The organism is Paenibacillus sp. FSL P4-0338, from assembly GCF_038002365.1.
Taxonomy (GTDB): domain Bacteria; phylum Bacillota; class Bacilli; order Paenibacillales; family Paenibacillaceae; genus Paenibacillus_AQ.
Genome location: NZ_JBBOCG010000002.1, coordinates 731764 through 750513 on the forward strand (window position 1 = coordinate 731764; position 18750 = coordinate 750513).

The window sequence follows — 18750 nt, forward strand, 5'->3', positions numbered from 1 at the left end:
TTACTCAATGCCGTAGGAACGCATCCTACAGCTTCTCTATCAGCTCAGTATAATAGCCGTTGCCATTCCGCTTATCCAGCTTCTCCGCTGTAGCGAGAGCTAACTTCTGGAAGTATTTCGCAAGCGAAGCTACGTCTTCGGATTGGCGTTCACACGGGTGCCCAGCCGGAAGCTTGACCTGGAAGCGGATGGATTCCTCAGACAGACGGCGGAACAGCTTGGCCGAATAAGCGTTGAAAATCATCTGATCGGCCGGGTTCTCGTGATCCAGAGAGGAGGCGATATACTCTTCGAAGACCTCCAGCGCCTTGACCGGGTCGGTCAGGGTCAGGTAACCAATATGCTCTGCCTGGTGATACAGGAAGTCGCGGTTTCCTTTTACCAGCTTGTAGCCCTTCTTCTGAAGCTTATCGGCTTCCTTCTGGCGGTCCAGCCGTAGGAGAGGGAACAGTACCTTGGTGATGGTCACATGAGGGACCTCACCGCAGGTCATTCTACCTTTGAGAATCGGTTCAGCCGCCTTAACGGTTGCTTCATCGTCTCCCTGCTTCGCCAGGAACTCAACCAGGCCATGCTGCTCACAAGCCTCACAATCGCTCATCTCGTCCCGGTCCATGGTCTGGACAATCGCCCATTCGGCCTGTGAAGCTTCCAGCTCCCCGAAATCTTCGAGAATATTCGCCCGGTAATAGTGATAGGTCCGGCTGCTATAGCCTTCGGCTTCGTAGCGGGTCTTCATATCCTCCAGCAGGTTCTCAATCTGAGTGCGGCTAATATCTGCAAAAGCGGTAATGCGGTCCAGCACCCACTTGTACGACCACATCAGACTGTAATCATCGAACCGGCCAGGGTTCTTGTCATACTGCCCCAGCTGCCAGGAAAAGGCGACCAGCGCCTTCATCGGATACCCATGGAAGCTGCCCAGCTCTACGATTTCGCTGCGGGCCTCATAGCCCTGATCGATATCTCCTGCGGCATCGGCCACCCGTACGGCCTGCTCCAGCAGCTCCAGCTTAGCCTTGCCTCCGGGCAGGCCGTAGGCTTCTTCCATTAAATCGTCGAAATCCATCTCGGTAACGTTCATTTATTTCTCTCCTTCTGCGGATCGACTGGCCGTCAATCCCCAATCAATAAATTGAATAATGCCTTGGTTCAGGAGCGCGATCTCCTGGCGGTTCATTGGATAATGTCCCATCAATAGCGCATTGCAGTACAGCATCTCGACAATAGAAGGCAGCGTAGCCTGATTCCCCTGATGGAATACCTTCTCAATGACGGGATTGTTCAGGTTAAAGTAAAGTGTAGCGTATGCCGTATCCTTAAGCGAAGCGCCCAGGCTGCCTAGCACGGAGGAAAGAGCGTCGGTGCTGACTTCCTTCGTTGCCTCAAGTACACGCCACTGGGCGGATTCCTCGGATAGAGTATAGAGCACCGGAATCTCTTCTGGCTTGAAGCGGCGCAGCTGCACCTGGCAGCGGAACTTCTGCAGGACACTGTCTGCGAGTCTTACAGATTCATAGTAATCCAGCCGCTCTTGAGGCGTAATATCGGTGAAGGATAAGGACACCTCTTCCGGCAGCAGCCGTTCCGTCTGCACCTCCGGGTCAATAAGCGGAAGCCGGGACAGCAGCTCGGCATCATAGATATACCCGCCATTCACCACCAGCATGGATTGGGCCGAAGCCACGTGGGTAATCTGGCGGTATTCGTCCAGCGTCGCCGTGAAGTACAGGGGAGGCTGCTGCTTCAGCTCGCCAAGCGTCTTTCTGCCATACGTGCTCTCAAACGGCAGCCACTCATGAATGATAGAATAGAATGACGAATCTTCCACCGCGAGCGCCTTCATCGATAAGGCGTGCAGTGAAATGATCGATTGCAGGCGGTCCGGGTCATACTCGGCCATCCGCATCAATTCCTGACGAATGGCATTTCCCAGCTCTTCCCGCACTTGCTCCAGCTGAGCATTCTCATAGAAATGCTCCCTGGAAGCGGTGGGCTGCAGCTCATCGGTCCAGATCAGACATTTCACGAAGAACGCCCAGTCCGGCAGGATATTGCTGGCAGCTTCGGAGACCAGCATGTGCTTCAGGTATACCCGGTGATTGCGCTTGGCGTTCAGATTCACCGCATGTGGCAGAATGAAGGCGATGCCTCCTGTCCGGCCCGAAGCGGTGTGCAGGGGAATGAAATCACGGAATGTCTCTCCCAGCACCTGCTTGCCGAAGGCCAGTACCTCGTCACGATGCTTCCGGGCCAGCTGCGGATCTTTGATCCACGGCGGGGTCAGCGGATTAATCAGGCGGGTGTTGCGGTCTGACACCAGTTGGATCGGGTAAGGCAGCAGAGCGCCGTAATGGAATAGACCTTCCCGCAGGTTCTCTTCTTCGAAGTAAGCTTCCGACCCTTCCTTGCAACGCAAAAAAACCTTGGTGCCGGGGGCATGTGCCCCATCGAGCTTACGGATCGTATAAGTGCCGTCCGGCTTCCCGCGCCATTCCAGGGCAGGTCCGCCCTTGGCCGATTGGGTAACCATTACGATATCGTTACTCACCATGAAGCAGGACAACAGTCCGATGCCAAACCGACCGATAAAGGAGGTATTGGTCGACAGGAAATCTTCGCCCCGCTTGGAGGATTGTCCAATCATGGCCAGAAACTCATGAATTTCTGCCTCATCTAACCCGATCCCGTTATCCTCTACTAATAAGGTTGCCCCCGTGGAGGTTCCGCTTACCTCGACATGGATCTTACCTTCGTAGCCTACTGGGGAATATGCCTGACGTGCAGTAATCGCGTCTATGCCGTTCTGCAGCAGCTCTCTTAAGAATACCTTCGGGCTGCTATACAAATGGTTAGACAAAATGTTGATCATCCCGCTTAAGTTCACCTGAAAGCGGTACGTATCCCGGTTTTGGTTCTCCATCTTGATTCTCCTGTTCTGTAATCATTTTGCTTGTGCTTCATGCCGACAATCAGTTTCTATGTAGACAGATACAACTCTATGTATTACCCAGAATCTGCATGATGAGAAACATATATTCCCAAGCGTCTCTATCATTGCATTATAAAAGAAACCCAAGGTCTTGAAAGGACCCGGGTTTCCAGACAATCTGAAGGCTCTCCGCTTATCTAATACTCACTCCGCCATCTTCACTGCACAGACCCGCAGCCGCCGGTAGTCGGCAATCCATTGTCCCTGCAGGTAATGCTCCGGACGCAGCTGCTCTTCCACTTCGCGATAGATTACAGTCTTGTCTTCTGCACTGACATCGTAGAAGAAGTCATCGGCCATCATGTCGAGCCAATCCCGGATTCCGCTCTCCCCCTGCAAGGGAGTCGGCCGTTCGAAATGCTGGGCCAGCGTGACGAGGAAGCCATGTGCCTCCAGCACTGCCGCATATTCTCCGATGGTGGGGAAATACCAAGGATTGCGTCCCTGCGGGTCATAGCCATGCGCTTCCAGTGCAGCCTCGGTTGCATTCACCAGCGCGGCAACGTTGCGGTAGCCGCCGAATTCGGCGACGAACCGCCCGCCGGTCCGAAGTGCACCTGCTACCGTTACCGCGACGGCGTGCGCGTCCTTCATCCAGTGCAGCGCAGCGTTGGAGAACACTGCATCGAAAGGCTGAGCGGTCCGGTAAGTGTATGCATTCTGGGCGCTCAGATTCAGGTGCGGATACTTGCTGCGGCCACGGGCAATCATCTCGGGTGACAGATCGATGCCCACTGTATCCGCTCCAGCGGCCGCGATCTTAGCTGTAAGATCGGCTGTTCCGCAGCCGATATCAAGCACGCGCTCACCGGGCTGAGGCTGCAGCAGCGAGAGGACATCGCTGCCCAGCTTGGAGACGAAATCCAGTTTATGATCATACGTATCTGCCTGCCATTGGTTATTGGAAGCCGGTTGATTCATGTACTTCCCCTCCTTATGAAGTTCAGTATAGTGCTGCATAGCTTATAAATGAAATATATAGTTTCTATACGTTTAATAAGCATTGCCTATAACTGCGCTCTCAACAAAAATAGACCGCAAGCCTCTGCTCTTTAAGGAGGGCGGTCTATTCTCTCATATCATAGTAGCGGAAATTAATATACCCGTACGCCTGCATCCAGCACGGACTTGTTCGCCACGGAATTGCCGGCCAGGAATACCTGTTGCAGCTTGGGCAGCTTGCTCAGAAGCTCTATATTGGAAATTGCATTGTTCTCCAGATGAAGCTCCTCGATGGCCTGCCATTTGCTCATGAACGCAAGAGAAGCCAGGTTGTTGTCCTGCAGGGTGAAGGAACGCAGGGCAGTCAGGCCCGCGAAGTAAGGCATCACCTGGTCAACCTCACTAACGGAGTTGTTGTTCAAGGAGAAGTATGGCCGGTCCAAGGTCAAATGTTCAAGCACACTATTCGTTGCTGCTGCCTGCTTGAAATTCAGGCGGCATTCCGAGCACACTAGCGTGTTCACCTGCTTCAGGCCGAATAAGGCATCGCTCTCTGAATACAGTGACGAATCATAGATGCGTAGTGTCTTCAGACGGGACAAGCTGTCCAGCGCACGAAGCTGGATGATGTCGTCGCTCCCCCAGAGGGACAGCTCCGCAAGTTCCGGGAATTTCTTTAGCTCAGCCATGCTCAGCTCCCCGCTGCCTCCCCGGAGCGTCAGGCTTGTTACCGCTGGCGCCTTCAGCCCGGAGAGGAAGGAGGCTGGAATCTCCATCCGTTTGACTCCTGGTAAGGTAAGTGCGTCTGGCTCGTCGTAATAACCGTACAAGGTGAATTCCCGCAGCGAGGGCAGGCTGTTCACAGCCTTTACCGAGCCAAGCTTGCTTAAGGACGCCAGCCGGAGGCTGGTAATGGAGGTTTTCCCGGCCAGACGCTCCAGGCTGGAGAAATTCAGATTCTCGATATCCAGCGTCTGCAGAGCAGGCATGTTCTGCACGAAGTCAATCGACTTCACATTGGACAAATAGGAAAGCTTAAGCTCCTGGAGTCCGGTTAAGGCATACAAAGGCTGCAGATCTGTGGTTTCACTGTGATAGATAGCCAGAGAAGACAACCCCGTCATGGATGATAACCACCCCAGGTCATTGACGAAGGTAAGGGACAGGGACTTCAGCGCCAGCTTACTCAGCAGATGCAAATCCGTTATAGACTCATCCACATAGGTAATAGACAGTGAGCTTAGATTGGGGAATTCCAGCAGCAGCGCCACTTCCTGATTACTGCGCAGCTGAGTGGACAGCTCCGTAATTTTGGACTTGTCGCCGAAATAGCCGGAGAATCTGCTGAAGGATTCGTTGAAGGCGCCGCCGTAGCTTTTTAATCCGGGAATATGGGCAAAACTGATTTGATCCGTCTGGTCAATTTCGTAGGTCCCGTTCAAGTCCAGTGCCGTCAGCCCCGTGAAGGCTTCGAAGTCCCGCTGGTCGATCCGCTGGGTATTGAGCCGCTTATCCTGGATCACATAAGTGAGCTTCTCGGCCTGTGCATCGCTGAAGGGATCGGAGAAGCTGTAGGTGAACTGCCACTGGTCCCCATCCGAATGCTTCACAGATAAATACCGCAGGCGGGCAATTTCCTCCTCGGTCGGCATGGCAGAGCCTTTACCCAGGGTCTCCCGCAGGAAGGTGAGCAGGACCTCGCTTTCAGGCATCGTCCGCACAGACAGATTAGCCTTGGTTGCCTGCTGCGGAGAGCTTAGGCTGTAATAGAAATATGTACCGATAGCGCCGCCCAGCATCAGCAGCAGGACCAGCACCAGCCTGATGGGGATGGAGACGGAGACGGTTGGCTTCGGTGCGGCCTTGGGAGGGGGTGTCCCGTGATAATGGTTAATGGTCTGATCTACATAGTAGACATTATTTTGCTTGAGCAGAAGCTCGGTCTGGCAATAAGGGCACTTGAGAATCGTGCCTTCCTTGTATTCAATTCGTCCGCTGCAATTGGGACAGTTCAACGGAATAAATGCCATGGGCAGCCGCCTCCTTCATGATGTAATGATATTCCAGTGATCTTATCGGAATTTACGTGGGCTCCGCTGATTTGTTCCATTATTCTTTGGAGTGAAGCTGATAATTTGATTCTATATGAACAGATGCTCAGAACACAACAGTTCTTAAAAAGGAGAATCAAGCCGTTAAGATTAGGTTGACACCTGGGATGAATTTTGTATATCATTTGATATATATCATATGATTTGTATCGATTGTTTTATTTCAGGAGGAAACCTATGGCACCCAAAAAAAAGTTCACCAAAGAACAAATCATCGATGCGGCGTTCGAAATTGCGAGGACCGAAGGAGTGGATGCCGTGACCATCCGTAAGGTGGCCGAGAAGCTGGGGGGCTCCATCGCCCCCATCTATGTCAATTTCAAAGAGGCTGGCGAGCTGGTGGAGGAGGTGCACCAGAGAACCCTTACGGTGAGCAGACAGATTCTGCTGGAGCAGAACTCCGGGCATCCGTTCTACGATATCGGGGCGGCCAGCATCCGCTTTGCCCGGGAGTATCCGATATTGTTCCGGGATCTGGTGATGAAGAAGAACGATCAGGCGAAGCATGATGAGGCAGAGACACAAGGGTTCATACAGATGATGAGAACGGACCCAGATCTGAATGGATTATCGGATGATGAACTGGGGATGATTTTGCTCAAAATGAAGATGTTCCAGGTTGGGATGAGTGTGATGGTTGCCAATGAGCTGCTGCCGGACCATTATACGGAGGAGCAGATGATTCAGCTATTGAACAGCGCGGCGGAGGATGTCATCAGCACAGCGAAGCGTGGCATGGAGTAATCCTGAACCTGGAGGGGATGATCATATGACAGCAGGCAGAACAAAGCTTAGTCTTATATTGTTCATCGTAATTGTGCTGACCAGCGGCTGGATTGGGGTATGGGTGGATACGAAGCTGCCGGATCAGCCGGAAGGGAATTCGCCGGGCATGGGCTTATGGCTGATTTTGCCGGTGATTGCCATGCTTGTACTGCGGCTATTGAACCGCGATTGGAAGGATATTGGCGTAAGGTTTAATTTAAGAGGAAATAGGAAGTGGTACGGCGCAGCCATTGCTGTCTATCCGGTAATCATGGTAATTGCGGTAGGGCTTGCTCTGCTGTTCAATAGCGCCAGCACTTCAGAGGCCGAACTACTTACGATTCTGTCGCTGGTTGGAGTATCGCTCGCCGGCAACTTGATCAAGAACATCTTCGAGGAATTCGCTTGGCGCGGCTATCTGACCCCGAAGCTGATCGAGCTGAAGCTGAATGACTGGATAATCTATCTTGTGTCCGGTCTGGTCTGGGCGCTGTGGCATACGGCATATTATCTGGTCTTCCTGCCAGATACTTATTTCGGGACTACGACGAGATGGGGCTATGTCTTCATCGGCTGTGTGCTCATGGTTGCTTGGTCCATCATGTACGTTGAAATCTATCGTCTTACGCAATCGGTGTGGCCGTGTGTACTCATGCACGCAGTGGAGGATGGAGTACCTACCTTGCTGGTATCGGTTGCCGGGATCATTACATTCACGCCGGCAGGCGAACTATGGTTCAGCCCGACCACCGGCGTGGTAACGACGATTCTGTTCATTGGATTCGGATTATGGCTCAGGTCGAGACGATTGAAGCGCGTATGAGGATAGAACCTGGGCGAGAGATACACGGTTATTTTGCTTCATGCCCCATCATATCGCGCAGGACATCATAGGCAATAGGTAAAGTGGTAAAGCCGTCGCTGTCCAGAAAATGTCCGCCGTGCTCTACCTCGTGAAAATCGGCATGAATGACTTGTGCTAACTCCTTGCTGAGCGCGACTGGCACAATGGCATCATCCTTGGAGGCAATCACTGCACGTTTGGGGGCCAGTGCTGCAGCCTCGCTGTAGTTGATCTGATCCTGCGTGAACTCATCAAGCATTGGCAGGCCGGGTAACGGCTTGATGAAGCCGGACACGAGAACCAGACCGCCGAGCGGTTCCTGCGGCCTCGCGCTGAGCAGATACTTGAGCAGAGAGACGCAGCCTAAGCTGTGAGCAACGAAATAGGTGTCCTGGTTCAGCAGCTTGGCCTTACTGGACAGATGCTCCAGCCATTGCTGGAGATTAGGCGATAAGGGCGTTGGCATTTCCAAAATATCTGCCGTAATCCCGTCTGCCGCGAGCCGCTTCTGTAACCATCCAAACCAATGATTGGCCGGGGTGGCTCCGTAACCATGAATAATATAAACATGCTTGCTGTTTGTAGGATCAGCCATATCGTAACTCCTCCCATTAAGTAAAAGTGAATATTCCCAGTCGCGTATATTATAGATTCTTCCATTCTGCATGCACAACCCCTAAAAAAGACCGCCATCCCATTAAAGGGAGGACGGTCTATTTACCTTCACTTATTCACTAGCAGGTTCCTTGTCTGTATCTGTTCCTGCAAACCTGACAAATAGGAATACTCCAATCAGAATCACGACTATCCCCGACCAGAAGAACCAGAACGGAACGCCGAACCGGTCAGCCACAGGTCCCGCCAGCGCAAGCCCGAGCGGAGACGACAAGAGTCCGATACTCGTCACGAAGGAGAGGACACGTCCCAGAAGCTCAGGCTCGTAAGACTTCTGGATCATCGCCATGTACGGGCCGTTGAACAAGGGGGCTGCGGCACCCATCAGGAACGAGAGGACGGTAAAAGCAAGGAAGGCCTCGCGCCCGGTCACCCCGCTCAGGACACAGGTGAGCCCGATCACAACCAGACTCAGACTCATGTAGGTGGTGTCCTTCCATCTGGAAGCAAGCACGGACAGCAGGGCACCTCCAAGGATCATCCCAATTCCGAATACGGCCTCAATCAGGCTGGCGCTGTAGCCGCCGCGTCCGAAATGCGACAGCGTCATCAAGGGGAACAGCATCGCCAGCGGCATGAATACCACGCTGAAGACCGCCATGGCAACCGTTACTGTGACAATGGACTTTTGCGACAGAAAGGCCCGCCAGCCGAGCATAAACTCCCTACGGAACGAGGGGGTCTCTACGATTTCCGGCTTCGGTTGACGAATCTGGACGAACAAAAGCATAAGATTAGCGATTAAAGCGCCAGCCACATCTAAGAGCAATACGGTTCCTAGTGAAGTAGCCGAGTATACCGCAATTCCAAGCGCCGGTCCAAGTACGCTGGAAGCAGAGAAGATGAGCTGGTTCCAGCCTGCCACCCGGGTGAGCTGGTCTTCCGGTGCTATCAGCGGAATCGCAGCCTGAAACGATGGTGCATGGAAGGAAGATGCTGCCGAACGAATGAGCAGGATGGCATACACAACCCATAAGCTCGGCTCCCCCCATAGATAATAAGCACCCAGAATCAGACTGGTTAGTGCAATGGCGCTGTCCGCGGCGATCATGGTGAGCTTACGGTTCCACCGGTCGAGCCAGACGCCGATGAACGGACCTAAGACCGCTTGCGGCAGGAACCCGGCCAGACCGGCCAGCATCAGCACGACAGCTGATCCTGTCGTCTCAGTCAGATGCCAGATGATGGAGAACTGAACCATCGCAGAGGTTAATATCGAGAAGATTTGTCCGCTGAAGATGAAGGCGAACGTCTTTTTCCATTGAATATTCATAAGTTTGTACCCTCCCTAAATAAAAGCAGACCCAAGTCCGCATAGGGGCTTGGGTCTGCAACAATTACATAACGGGACAGTGCGAAACCGGGCATAGTGAAATAAGCCGTAGCGGATCGCAGCCGATGTCCTTAACGTAAATAGCAGCAACTCAAAAAAGCCCACACTTGGTGAGAAATCAGCTTTTGTTGGGCGTGCTTACCATATACGTGGAATCATCGGCTGCCATCCTCCTCGAATTTTATAGCTGGAGCTTAACATTGAACTCTTGAAGCTGTCAATAGTATTGAACCCTGCATCAATGTACCCGTCTTCTCGTAAACAGCCACCCGCCAGCCGCGAAAACAAGATACAGCAGCAGGTTGAAGCCGGTGCCCAGCAAGAGAGAATCGTTCAGCAGCAGGGTACGGAAGAAGGAGGCCACGTGAACCCTGAGCTCCGGGATGGCTGTTCCGACCGGAATAGCTGCAGCAATCAGCACAGTCAACAGCCAGCCTGCGGGGGTAAAGAATCCCGAGACCAGCATACTCAGCAAAGCCATGGCCATCAGGTAAAAGGCGGTTTGATACAGAAATGAACCGGCAAAGCCGTAATCATTCCAATGAAAGGCGGCGACCAGATCCGTGGCATTATCATAATTGTGAAAGACATGGACCTGCAAGGCGAGCCATAGGGAGTTCATGAAGGCAACGCCTGCCGCCCAGACGGCAAAAACGGTATGTATTCCCTTGTAATATTGCATCCTGCTGGCGCCCAAATGAACAATCCGTTGGTAATAGCTCAGCGGCAGCGTGACGGCGAACAATGGCAATAGAAGAATAAGCATGTTGCTCTCGGATAAACGTGAGGCACTCATTGTGTTTGTCAGGAAAGTAATCATAAGCTCTGTCGTCCGGCCAAGCACAATAATCATCGGAACCAGCCAGATATATAGTTTAAGCAGTCTGTAGGTTGCTTTAAGATGAACGGTCAAAGCACTCAATCTATAGACCTCCCTCGATCAAATACAGGAATAGCTTTTGCAGACTCAGCGCTTCGAGCGATATGTCCCGCTCACGGGCCAACCGTTTGTCCTTGTCACTCAGCTTCTCGTAAAGTGCGGCAAGTGTTCCTCTTCCATAATCCTCGCGGTAGATCACCCGTTTGCCGGATGTATAAGAAGCTACAGCCTCCGAATGTCCCCGGATCAGATAAGCCGACTGGAGGCATTGCTCCATATCCTCCTGCAGCAGAAGGGAGCCTGACTCAAGGATAATGATCCTCTCTGCGACCGGTGCGATCTCATCGATCAAGTGCGTGGACAGCAGAATCGTGCGCGGATAATTGGCGTAATCCTCCATAAGTGCCTTGTAGAACCGTTCCCTCATCAACACATCCAGGCTTAGCACAGGCTCATCGTATAAGGTTAACTGCGCCCGGCTGGCCAGTCCGATTACATTCTGGAGCAGCGACCGGTTCCCGCTGGAGAGCTGCCTGATCTTCTGGTCCTTATCGATTAGGAAGAGGTCAAGCAGTTCGCGGGCATAAGAACCATCCCACCTGGGATAAAAGGCTGCTGCGGTCTCCAAAGCTTCGATGACTTTCGCTCCCCCGAAATGCTGGTAGTGATCGCGTACATAGCACAAGTCCTTCGGTAATTCTCCCCTGTGCAGCCGCTGTCCGCCAACCTCAATCGTGCCGGAATCTGCCGCAATTCCACCCGCAATCGTATTCAGTAATGTGGTTTTGCCGGCCCCGTTGCGTCCAAGTAACGCGTAAATGACGCCTTCTTCCAGCTGTAAATCGAGCGCCCGCAGAGCCGGAGCAGAGCCGAAGGATTTGGTCAGACGGCCGCAAGCTAATGCTATACTCACGGATTTCAGTCCTTTCTCAGTTGTGTGATCATGTCAATGATATCGCCGGTGGTCAGCCCAAGCTTGTCGGCTTCGTTCAGCAGATTGGACAAGAGTTCTTTGGTGAACCGCTCTCTTCGTTTCAAGTGAATTTTCTCTTTGGCATCGGCCGCGACAAACATGCCCAGCCCTCTTTTTTTGTACAGGATCTCTTCGTTGACCAGCAAGCCAATCCCCTTAACCACAGTGGCCGGATTGATCTGAAACAGCTGGGAGAACTGGGCAACCGAAAGAATCTGCTCGTCCACCTGAAACGTGCCGTTCAGAATATCATCCTCAATGATATGGGCGACCTGCTGGAATATCGGTAGATTATCGTCAAAAGTGATGGTCATGGCTTCACCATTCGTCCTCTTAGTATGTTACTCATATAACATACCACCATAAAGGATGGACATCCAATTGTCAATCCACAGAATGATAGCTCCAGATGAACCGGGAAGGCTCATATTGACAGCTTGAACTTTCATGTATTACAGTATGCTACATTAGTAACATACTAACATACTAAAGGCGGAAATAACAGTCCAGTGATGCGGTTGTTTGACCTTTCAGAGAAGCAGAGGAGATGAAAGCAGTAGTGAACAAGCTGATTGAGTTCAAGAATGTAGCCAAGGAGTATCAAGTAGGGGAGGTGACCATCCGGGCGCTTGACGGCGTAGACTTCTCCATATCGGAAGGGGAGTTCGTCGTTGTACTAGGAGCAAGCGGAGCCGGCAAAAGCACGATTCTTAACATTCTGGGAGGTATGGATACGGCTACGTCAGGCCGGGTTCTTGTCGGCGGGCAGGACATCACGAAATACAGCGAGAAGAAGTTGACCCGCTACCGGGGGGAGAAGGTTGGCTTTGTGTTCCAGTTCTACAACCTCATTCCCAACCTGAATGCACTGGAGAATGTCGAATTTGCTGCTGAGGTGTGCAAGGATCATTTAGATGCCAAGGAGGTGCTGCACAAGGTGGGGTTAAGCAGCCGGAACCGGAACTTCCCGTCCCAGCTATCCGGGGGCGAGCAGCAGCGGGTGGCGATTGCCAGAGCCGTTGCCAAGAATCCGCTGCTTCTGCTCTGTGATGAACCCACCGGGGCACTCGATTATGTGACGGGCAAGGCGGTATTGAAGCTTCTGGAGGACTTGAACAGGGGGACTCACAAATGCGTTGTGCTGGTCACGCATAATTCGGCGATTGCCCAGATGGCGGACAAGGTCATTAAGGTCAAAAGCGGCAGAATTGAAAGTATAACGATGAATGAAAACAGACAAAGTGCTGAAGGGATTGAGTGGTGAGATGAAGCTTCTGTTCAAGCTGTTGCGGGATATCAGACAGTCGCCCGGGCAGTTTTTCTCCTTTGTGCTGATTGTCGCAGTAGGTGCTTTTTTCTATACAGGGCTGGCGTCCTTAAGCAATCATTTGAATGATTATACGAAGGCTTATTTTGCTGAACACGCATTAAGCGATCTTAACCTCTATTACAGTCAACTCCCGCCGGAGAGTATTACGACCTTGAGTCAAGTAGAGGGCATCCATAAGCTGGAGGGGCGTTATACCTTCAATGCCACAGAGTCATTTGACGGTTACCGTTCGACACTTCGAATTCACTCCATCCCGGAGAGTAATGAAATTAACACGCTGGAGATGCTGGAGGGGGGACCTCCATCGGGGGCAAACGAGATTGTGCTGGATTCCCGTTATGCCGCAGAGCATGGCTACGGAGTTGGAGATCAAGTGACGATCCGCGTTCAAGACCAAGAGCTGACCTTCAGGATCAGCGGCTTAGGGGAGAATGTGGAGCACGCCAAAAAGAATGAGACACAGGATCATAAGCATGACGGCGTTGCTTACGTCAGCGAGGCGGCTATCCCTGAGGTCGCAGGCGCCTTCTTCTATAATGAACTGCTGGTGGATGCCAAGGAAGGCTACGATGTGGATCAAATCGGCAAGTCCATAGAGGAGAAATCCAAAGGGCTGCAGTATCTGGGCCAAGAGAGCAAGGAACGCTCGTTCAGCTACTCGCGCCTGAAGGCTACGCTCCATAATAACGGGTTAATGAGCAAGGTCATTCCTCTGGTGCTCTTCCTGATCGAAGCGATTATCCTATTCCTGGCCATGTCCAGAATAATTGATTCCCAGCGGAATCAGGTCGGCATCATGAAGGCACTCGGTGTGAGCCGAAGCAGCATCATGCTTCATTATATGGGCTATCCCGTGCTGGTTGGAGTAGCTGGTTCGATTCTGGGATATATCCTGTCTGCGGCTGTATTTGTGCCCCTTATCGCGGCATCGAATGCCAGGTCCTTCACACTGCCGGGTATTCAATTTGACCTGTCGGTTGGATTGATCTTTCCGCCCATGCTCGTCTCCAGCCTGTTCGGCATGTTCGCTTGTTATTTCAGCGGAAGAAGCCTGTTGAAGGAAAGTGCGTCACGGGCCATGCGCCCCAAGCCGCCCAGATCCATACAACCTATACTCATCGAGAGAATTCCGGGGCTCTGGGGATGGTTGCCGTACAGGTACAAGCTGATTTTGCGGAATATTTTTCTGAACAAGGTTAAGGTTCTGGCAAGCTCGGTCGGGGTGATGGTCAGTACAGTGCTGTTAATAACGGCCTTTGGCACCCAAGCTTCCCTGCAAAAGGTAGCCGGCCAGTTCAGGCAAGTGTACAGCTATGACCTTCGTGTCGATTATAAAGCGGGGGAGGCCATGGCGGGACAGTCTCTTCCTTCAGGCATCAAAAGCCATTATGCGTTGTCCGCCTTCCCCATTGAGCTGAGCAAGAACCAGCAGTCCGAAAAAGCGGAGCTGAGGGTCACGGAACCGGATAACAGACTCATTCATTTCTATGATGACAAAGACCATCGCCTGCAACTGGAGGACCACGGTGTACTGGTGCCCCAATCGTATGCTGACCATTATAGTATTGCGAAAGGGGATACCATAAATATTGCATTTACTGCGCCTGAGCTGGATAACAAGACGGTAGAGATGAAGGTGCTCGGTATTTCTACACAATACTCAAGCCCGGCCTTTTATATCACGCCAGACTATTTGGCAAGCTTCGGGATCGTGTACAAACCGTACGCCCTGCTGGTGGAAGCGGATTCTCCGGGAGCTCTAACCGGTATTCGGAGCGGGTTCGGGAAAGATCCCAGGGTGGAAGCAATATCAGGCAAGGATGAGCTGGAGAAGGAAGGCCGTTATATTTTGCAGCAGAACAGCTTTGTCTTTATTATGTTTATTGTTTGCGCGGTGATCCTATCCTTTGGCGCGATCTACACGATCTCGTCGATCAATATGTATGAGCGGAACCGCGAGCTGGCGACGCTCAAGGTATTAGGCTATTTCAGAAATCAGATCAACCGGCTTATTTTCATGGAAAATATATTCATCACTACGGTGGCAGTCATAGTCGCCCTCTCCATTTCCGGCTATGTGTATGAACTGGTCGTAAAAGCGTTGTCCAGTACTCACCAGCAAATTCCGGATCAATTAGGACTTGCCAGCCTCCTGATGTCGGTTGCAGTTGCGTTCGCGCTTACCCTTATGGCCAACCTTCTGCTCAGACGCAAGGTGACCCGGATCAATATGATCGAATCGCTGAAGGGCCTGGAATAGCGGAGTTCCGAACCCCAAACCGGATATGCTATAGTGAGGATAATGAAGCGGATACAGGGGGCTGGAGGATGTTCTTTTTCATTGTAATGCTTGTAGGTTTCGGTGTGTTCACAGCGCTTGCCTATATATTCAACGCGAAGCATAAGATCATAATGCCGCTTGTCAGCGCGTTGGCGGTCAGTATGCTGGTGCAGGTGCTGGAGCAATTCTACATGAGCAGCATTATTATTGTGGCGTTCATTCTGTATTTCATCATAAGCAGCATCAGGACCTTCAAGCATGAACAGTTCCAGTTAATGGTGGCGATTCTTTTCAGCACATCCGTCGTCACTCTCATCATAACCTCAACCTACTTCAAGCAGCCTGTGGCTCCCTCCGAAGCGGAGATGGTCAGGGTGATGTTCATCTATTACCCGCTGCTGATTCTATTTATCTCCTGCTATGTCTACATGCTGCTTAGCGTGTTCAATTTCAAACTGCTGCAGTCCGGGAACCCGCTCGGGTATATGATGGGCAAGGTGCGCGGCTTCAGGCGTATGGTCCGTCTGCTGTGGATCGCTTCTCGCAAAGGGCTGAACCATCTGCTCCAGCAGGATCATGCGAAGCTGCCGCACGTGATTGCTGCCGTTCTGGATAACATGGGCGGGGTCTTCGTGAAGTTCGGACAAGTCTTATCGACCAAAAAGGACATGCTCCCGGCACAATACATCGAGGCGTTCTCCAGCCTGCATGACCAGGTTAAGCCACTCAGCCGGAAGGAGCTGAAGGAGATCATCGACAGCAGAATTGGTGATCTGGAGGAGACGTATGAAGACTTCGGGATGGAACCCATTGCTGCGGCTTCGATCGGTCAGGTGCATCTGGCGCGGCTGAAGTCCACAGGCGAGAAGGTGGTTGTCAAAATCCTGCGTCCGGATGTGAAGCAGAAGATGAGCGTAGATCTGGACCTGTTAATCCAATTCGTGACCCGGCTCTCCGAGCGCTCCTCCAAAATTAAAAGACTTGGCTTAATTCAGCTCGCCCAAGGCTTTAAAACGAATCTGATCGAAGAGACAGATTTTGATATTGAAGCGCTGAATACCAACCTGCTGCGCCAAGCGTTCCAGGAACACGATATTCCGATACAAGTGCCGAAGATCTACGCCGAGTACTCGACCAAGCAGATTCTGACCATGGAATATATTGAAGGACAGCGGTTCACCCGGAAGGTGACCAATGATGTATCGGAAATGATCATGCACGCATTCCTGCAGCAGATTCTGATGATCGGCATCTTCCACGCCGACCCGCATCCCGGTAACCTGATGCTGACCCGGGACGGGGAAGTCGCACTGATTGACTTCGGCTCCGTGGGTTATTTGACAGAGGAAGAGCGGGCAGGGATGCTCAACTTCCTGATGGGCTACAGCCGGAAGGAGACGAAGCAGATGGCCCAGGGCCTGGCTGGGGTCTGTGAAGAAGGGGAGCAATTAGATGTGAAAATGATCGAGCGGCGCCTCGGCAGACTTTTATCCGAAGCCTCCTTCTCCCCTGATCCTACCAGTGTCATGATGAGGCGGCTGATGTCGATGATTACTGACCTGGGTATGTCCTTGAAGCCGACGGTGGCCGGGGCCTTCCGGGCAATTATTACCTTGGACGGAACCTTGTCCTCAGTAGATGAGTCGTACTCTTTATCCGCAGCGAGCCAGTCCTTCGCAGAACAGATGGATACGGGAGAGATCGTCAAGGAACAGTTCAACAAGGTGAAGGGGCGGCTGGAGGACTATATCCCGAAGCTGCTGGAGCTGCCGCTGCTGAAGGAGAACCGGATTACGCTGGCGCGTGAGGACAATCATAATCTGACGGATTTCGTAGGGACGCTGACGGTAGGGATATTCACGGTGATCTGTATGGTGATTATGCTGGCAAGCTTCTGGGTGCAGGGGGAGATCATGCGGTTTGTGCTGGCGCCCCTATCGATGTCAGGCTTCGGCACAGGGATGATCATCCTGATGATGTCCGTGATTAAGCAATTGAAACCTAAGAGTTAACGGAGGACATACAAGATTATGGCGAATCCACTCTCGAACAAGAAGAGAATACGCGGCTGGAAGCGCAGGGTGAAGCAGATTGACCAGTGGAAAAAATGGTGTATGCACCTCGATCTGGAGGAGCTGCAAACCACCCGGCGGGATTATGTGAAGCTATGGATCGACCCCTTCTACAGGTTGAACAGGCGCAATCCGCCGGTGTGGTACTCCCGTCTGCTGCTGGAGGCGATGATCGAGGTGTATCATTCCTGGTCCCGGCAGATGGCAGGTTTCAATGAACCTTTTTATCTGAGAATCTGGTTCTATCATCCGAACTTCATCCAATCCCAGATTGTGGTCGCCTTCCGTGATGCGCTGCATTTCTACGACAATACCTTCGAGGCTAGAGGCGAGCGCCAGGCGTTCCCCTCACATCTGTACGGGACAGTGCCCGGTTTTGAGGACTTCATCTGGGAGCCTGCCGCTGAATCTGAGCCTTACTGTCTGCCCGGACAGCCGAGGTCTCAAGCCGCACAGGTATGGTTAGGCAGGGCCGCTACCATTCCCCCGGAGTTATGATATAATTTAGCTTTATTACGGCCGGATAAGGATGATCCCGGCATGCATAGAGAGGTACTTCATATGATAAATAATTTCTGGCGTGAATTGCCACGCCCTTTCTTTATACTGGCCCCGATGGAGGATGTGACGGATGTGGTGTTTCGTCATGTGGTGAGCGCGGCGGGCCGGCCGGATGTGTTTTTTACGGAGTTCGTGAATACAGAGAGCTATGCTCACCCGGAGGGGAAGCAGGCGGTGCGGGGGCGGTTAACCTTCACGGAGGATGAACAGCCGATGGTCGCCCATATCTGGGGGGACAAGCCGGAGTACTTCCGGAAGATGAGCATTAGTATGGCCGAAGAAGGCTTCAAGGGCATCGATCTGAACATGGGGTGTCCGGTAGCGAATGTAGCCGAGAATGGCAAGGGCAGCGGACTGATCTGCCGCCCGGACACCGCTGCGGAGATCATCCAAGCCGCCAAGGCTGGAGGGCTGCCTGTCAGCGTCAAGACCCGGCTCGGGTTCAGCAGCGTGGATGAATGGCGGGGCTGGTTGACTCATATTCTGCAGCAGGACATTGTGAATCTGTCCATCCATCTGCGTACGCGGGAGGAAATGAGCAAGGTGGATGCCCACTGGGAGCTGATTCCTGAGATCAAAAAGCTGCGGGATGAGATCGCGCCGCACACCCTGCTGACGATCAACGGGGACATACCGGACCGGGAGACGGGCCTGAGGCTTGCCGCAGAGTACGGAGTGGACGGGATTATGATCGGGCGCGGGATTTTTCATAATCCGTTTGCGTTCGAGCAGGAACCGAGGGAGCATAGCAGCAAGGAGCTCATGGATCTGCTACGGCTGCACCTGGATCTCCATGACCACTATTCGGCGCTGGAATCACGTTCCTACAAGCCGCTGCCCCGCTTCTTCAAAATCTACGTCCGCGGCTTCCGCGGCGCCAGTGAACTCAGAAATCATCTAATGAACACCAAGTCCACCCGCGAGGTGCGTGCGCTGCTGGATGAATTCGCCAGCAAAGAGCAGGACGGTGCGGAGGAGCTTGGGGGTTAAG

16 protein-coding genes are annotated in these 18750 nt (G+C 52.5%); 7 read left to right on the plus strand and 9 right to left on the minus strand.

Translation table 11 applies throughout. The annotated features are described in order from the left end of the window. Positions 1–25: 25 nt before the first annotated feature. From MKZ07_RS27225 to MKZ07_RS27240, 4 genes are all read right to left on the minus strand, one after another. Positions 26–1084, minus strand: a complete 1059-nt coding sequence (locus tag MKZ07_RS27225) for a hypothetical protein (RefSeq protein WP_036693139.1) — start codon at positions 1082–1084, stop codon at positions 26–28. After that, positions 1085–2923 carry an HSP90 family protein gene (locus tag MKZ07_RS27230; RefSeq protein ID WP_036693136.1) on the minus strand — a complete coding sequence of 613 codons (1839 nt, stop codon included), beginning with the start codon at positions 2921–2923 and terminating at the stop codon, positions 1085–1087. It lies immediately after the preceding gene. 213 nt (positions 2924–3136) lie between these two features. Then, on the minus strand, positions 3137–3913 hold the full coding sequence (locus tag MKZ07_RS27235) for a class I SAM-dependent methyltransferase (protein ID WP_036693134.1): 777 nt from the start codon (positions 3911–3913) through the stop codon (positions 3137–3139). Between the two features lie 173 nt (positions 3914–4086). After that, positions 4087–5964 carry a leucine-rich repeat domain-containing protein gene (locus MKZ07_RS27240; protein WP_036693131.1) on the minus strand — a complete coding sequence of 626 codons (1878 nt, stop codon included), beginning with the start codon at positions 5962–5964 and terminating at the stop codon, positions 4087–4089. 258 nt (positions 5965–6222) lie between these two features. Between MKZ07_RS27240 and MKZ07_RS27245 the strand changes: the two genes are divergently transcribed. Then, the gene (locus MKZ07_RS27245) at positions 6223–6789 is read left to right on the plus strand and encodes a TetR/AcrR family transcriptional regulator (protein ID WP_036693129.1); all 567 of its coding nucleotides are present in this window, start codon (positions 6223–6225) and stop codon (positions 6787–6789) included. 25 nt (positions 6790–6814) lie between these two features. Next, entirely contained in the window at positions 6815–7633 is an 819-nt protein-coding gene (locus MKZ07_RS27250) for a CPBP family glutamic-type intramembrane protease (RefSeq protein WP_036693125.1), read from the plus strand. A 28-nt stretch (positions 7634–7661) separates the two neighbouring features. Here the strand turns inward: MKZ07_RS27250 and MKZ07_RS27255 are convergent, their stop codons facing one another. The 5 genes from MKZ07_RS27255 to MKZ07_RS27275 form a co-directional block, all read right to left on the minus strand. Further along, positions 7662–8249, minus strand: coding sequence for an RBBP9/YdeN family alpha/beta hydrolase (locus MKZ07_RS27255; protein ID WP_036693122.1), 588 nt, complete (start codon positions 8247–8249; stop codon positions 7662–7664). 132 nt (positions 8250–8381) lie between these two features. Further along, entirely contained in the window at positions 8382–9602 is a 1221-nt protein-coding gene (locus tag MKZ07_RS27260) for an MFS transporter (protein ID WP_036693119.1), read from the minus strand. 298 nt (positions 9603–9900) lie between these two features. Further along, the gene (locus MKZ07_RS27265; RefSeq protein WP_036693116.1) at positions 9901–10584 is read right to left on the minus strand and encodes a hypothetical protein; all 684 of its coding nucleotides are present in this window, start codon (positions 10582–10584) and stop codon (positions 9901–9903) included. A gap of 1 nt (position 10585) precedes the next feature. After that, complete coding sequence (locus MKZ07_RS27270) at positions 10586–11455, minus strand: ATP-binding cassette domain-containing protein (protein WP_036693114.1); 870 nt, start codon at positions 11453–11455, stop codon at positions 10586–10588. A 5-nt stretch (positions 11456–11460) separates the two neighbouring features. Then, on the minus strand, positions 11461–11829 hold the full coding sequence (locus MKZ07_RS27275; RefSeq protein ID WP_036693112.1) for a GntR family transcriptional regulator: 369 nt from the start codon (positions 11827–11829) through the stop codon (positions 11461–11463). Positions 11830–12074: 245 nt separating this feature from the next. On the opposite strand from MKZ07_RS27275, the gene MKZ07_RS27280 reads away from it, so the two are divergent. The 5 genes from MKZ07_RS27280 to MKZ07_RS27300 all read left to right on the plus strand — a co-directional run bounded on the left by MKZ07_RS27280 (position 12075) and on the right by MKZ07_RS27300 (position 18749). Continuing rightward, the gene (locus tag MKZ07_RS27280) at positions 12075–12779 is read left to right on the plus strand and encodes an ABC transporter ATP-binding protein (protein WP_036693342.1); all 705 of its coding nucleotides are present in this window, start codon (positions 12075–12077) and stop codon (positions 12777–12779) included. 1 nt (position 12780) lies between these two features. Next, positions 12781–15105 carry an ABC transporter permease gene (locus tag MKZ07_RS27285; RefSeq protein ID WP_036693110.1) on the plus strand — a complete coding sequence of 775 codons (2325 nt, stop codon included), beginning with the start codon at positions 12781–12783 and terminating at the stop codon, positions 15103–15105. A gap of 68 nt (positions 15106–15173) precedes the next feature. Then, positions 15174–17138, plus strand: a complete 1965-nt coding sequence (locus MKZ07_RS27290; RefSeq protein ID WP_341028707.1) for an ABC1 kinase family protein — start codon at positions 15174–15176, stop codon at positions 17136–17138. A gap of 18 nt (positions 17139–17156) precedes the next feature. Further along, a complete protein-coding gene (locus MKZ07_RS27295; protein ID WP_341028709.1) occupies positions 17157–17696 on the plus strand; it encodes a hypothetical protein in 540 nt (179 codons plus the stop codon). Between the two features lie 63 nt (positions 17697–17759). Continuing rightward, entirely contained in the window at positions 17760–18749 is a 990-nt protein-coding gene (locus MKZ07_RS27300) for a tRNA dihydrouridine synthase (RefSeq protein ID WP_036693107.1), read from the plus strand. Position 18750 lies beyond the last annotated feature (1 nt).

What these genes read in the sequence shown, in the direction of transcription:
- MKZ07_RS27225 (WP_036693139.1), bottom strand. Translation starts at nt 1,084, where the DNA reads ATGAACGTTACCGAGATGGATTTCGACGATTTAATGGAAGAAGCCTAC.
- MKZ07_RS27230 (WP_036693136.1), bottom strand. Translation starts at nt 2,923, where the DNA reads ATGGAGAACCAAAACCGGGATACGTACCGCTTTCAGGTGAACTTAAGC.
- MKZ07_RS27235 (WP_036693134.1), bottom strand. Translation starts at nt 3,913, where the DNA reads ATGAATCAACCGGCTTCCAATAACCAATGGCAGGCAGATACGTATGAT.
- MKZ07_RS27240 (WP_036693131.1), bottom strand. Translation starts at nt 5,964, where the DNA reads ATGGCATTTATTCCGTTGAACTGTCCCAATTGCAGCGGACGAATTGAA.
- MKZ07_RS27245 (WP_036693129.1), top strand. Translation starts at nt 6,223, where the DNA reads ATGGCACCCAAAAAAAAGTTCACCAAAGAACAAATCATCGATGCGGCG.
- MKZ07_RS27250 (WP_036693125.1), top strand. Translation starts at nt 6,815, where the DNA reads ATGACAGCAGGCAGAACAAAGCTTAGTCTTATATTGTTCATCGTAATT.
- MKZ07_RS27255 (WP_036693122.1), bottom strand. Translation starts at nt 8,249, where the DNA reads ATGGCTGATCCTACAAACAGCAAGCATGTTTATATTATTCATGGTTAC.
- MKZ07_RS27260 (WP_036693119.1), bottom strand. Translation starts at nt 9,602, where the DNA reads ATGAATATTCAATGGAAAAAGACGTTCGCCTTCATCTTCAGCGGACAA.
- MKZ07_RS27275 (WP_036693112.1), bottom strand. Translation starts at nt 11,829, where the DNA reads ATGACCATCACTTTTGACGATAATCTACCGATATTCCAGCAGGTCGCC.
- MKZ07_RS27285 (WP_036693110.1), top strand. Translation starts at nt 12,781, where the DNA reads ATGAAGCTTCTGTTCAAGCTGTTGCGGGATATCAGACAGTCGCCCGGG.
- MKZ07_RS27290 (WP_341028707.1), top strand. Translation starts at nt 15,174, where the DNA reads ATGTTCTTTTTCATTGTAATGCTTGTAGGTTTCGGTGTGTTCACAGCG.
- MKZ07_RS27295 (WP_341028709.1), top strand. Translation starts at nt 17,157, where the DNA reads ATGGCGAATCCACTCTCGAACAAGAAGAGAATACGCGGCTGGAAGCGC.
- MKZ07_RS27300 (WP_036693107.1), top strand. Translation starts at nt 17,760, where the DNA reads ATGATAAATAATTTCTGGCGTGAATTGCCACGCCCTTTCTTTATACTG.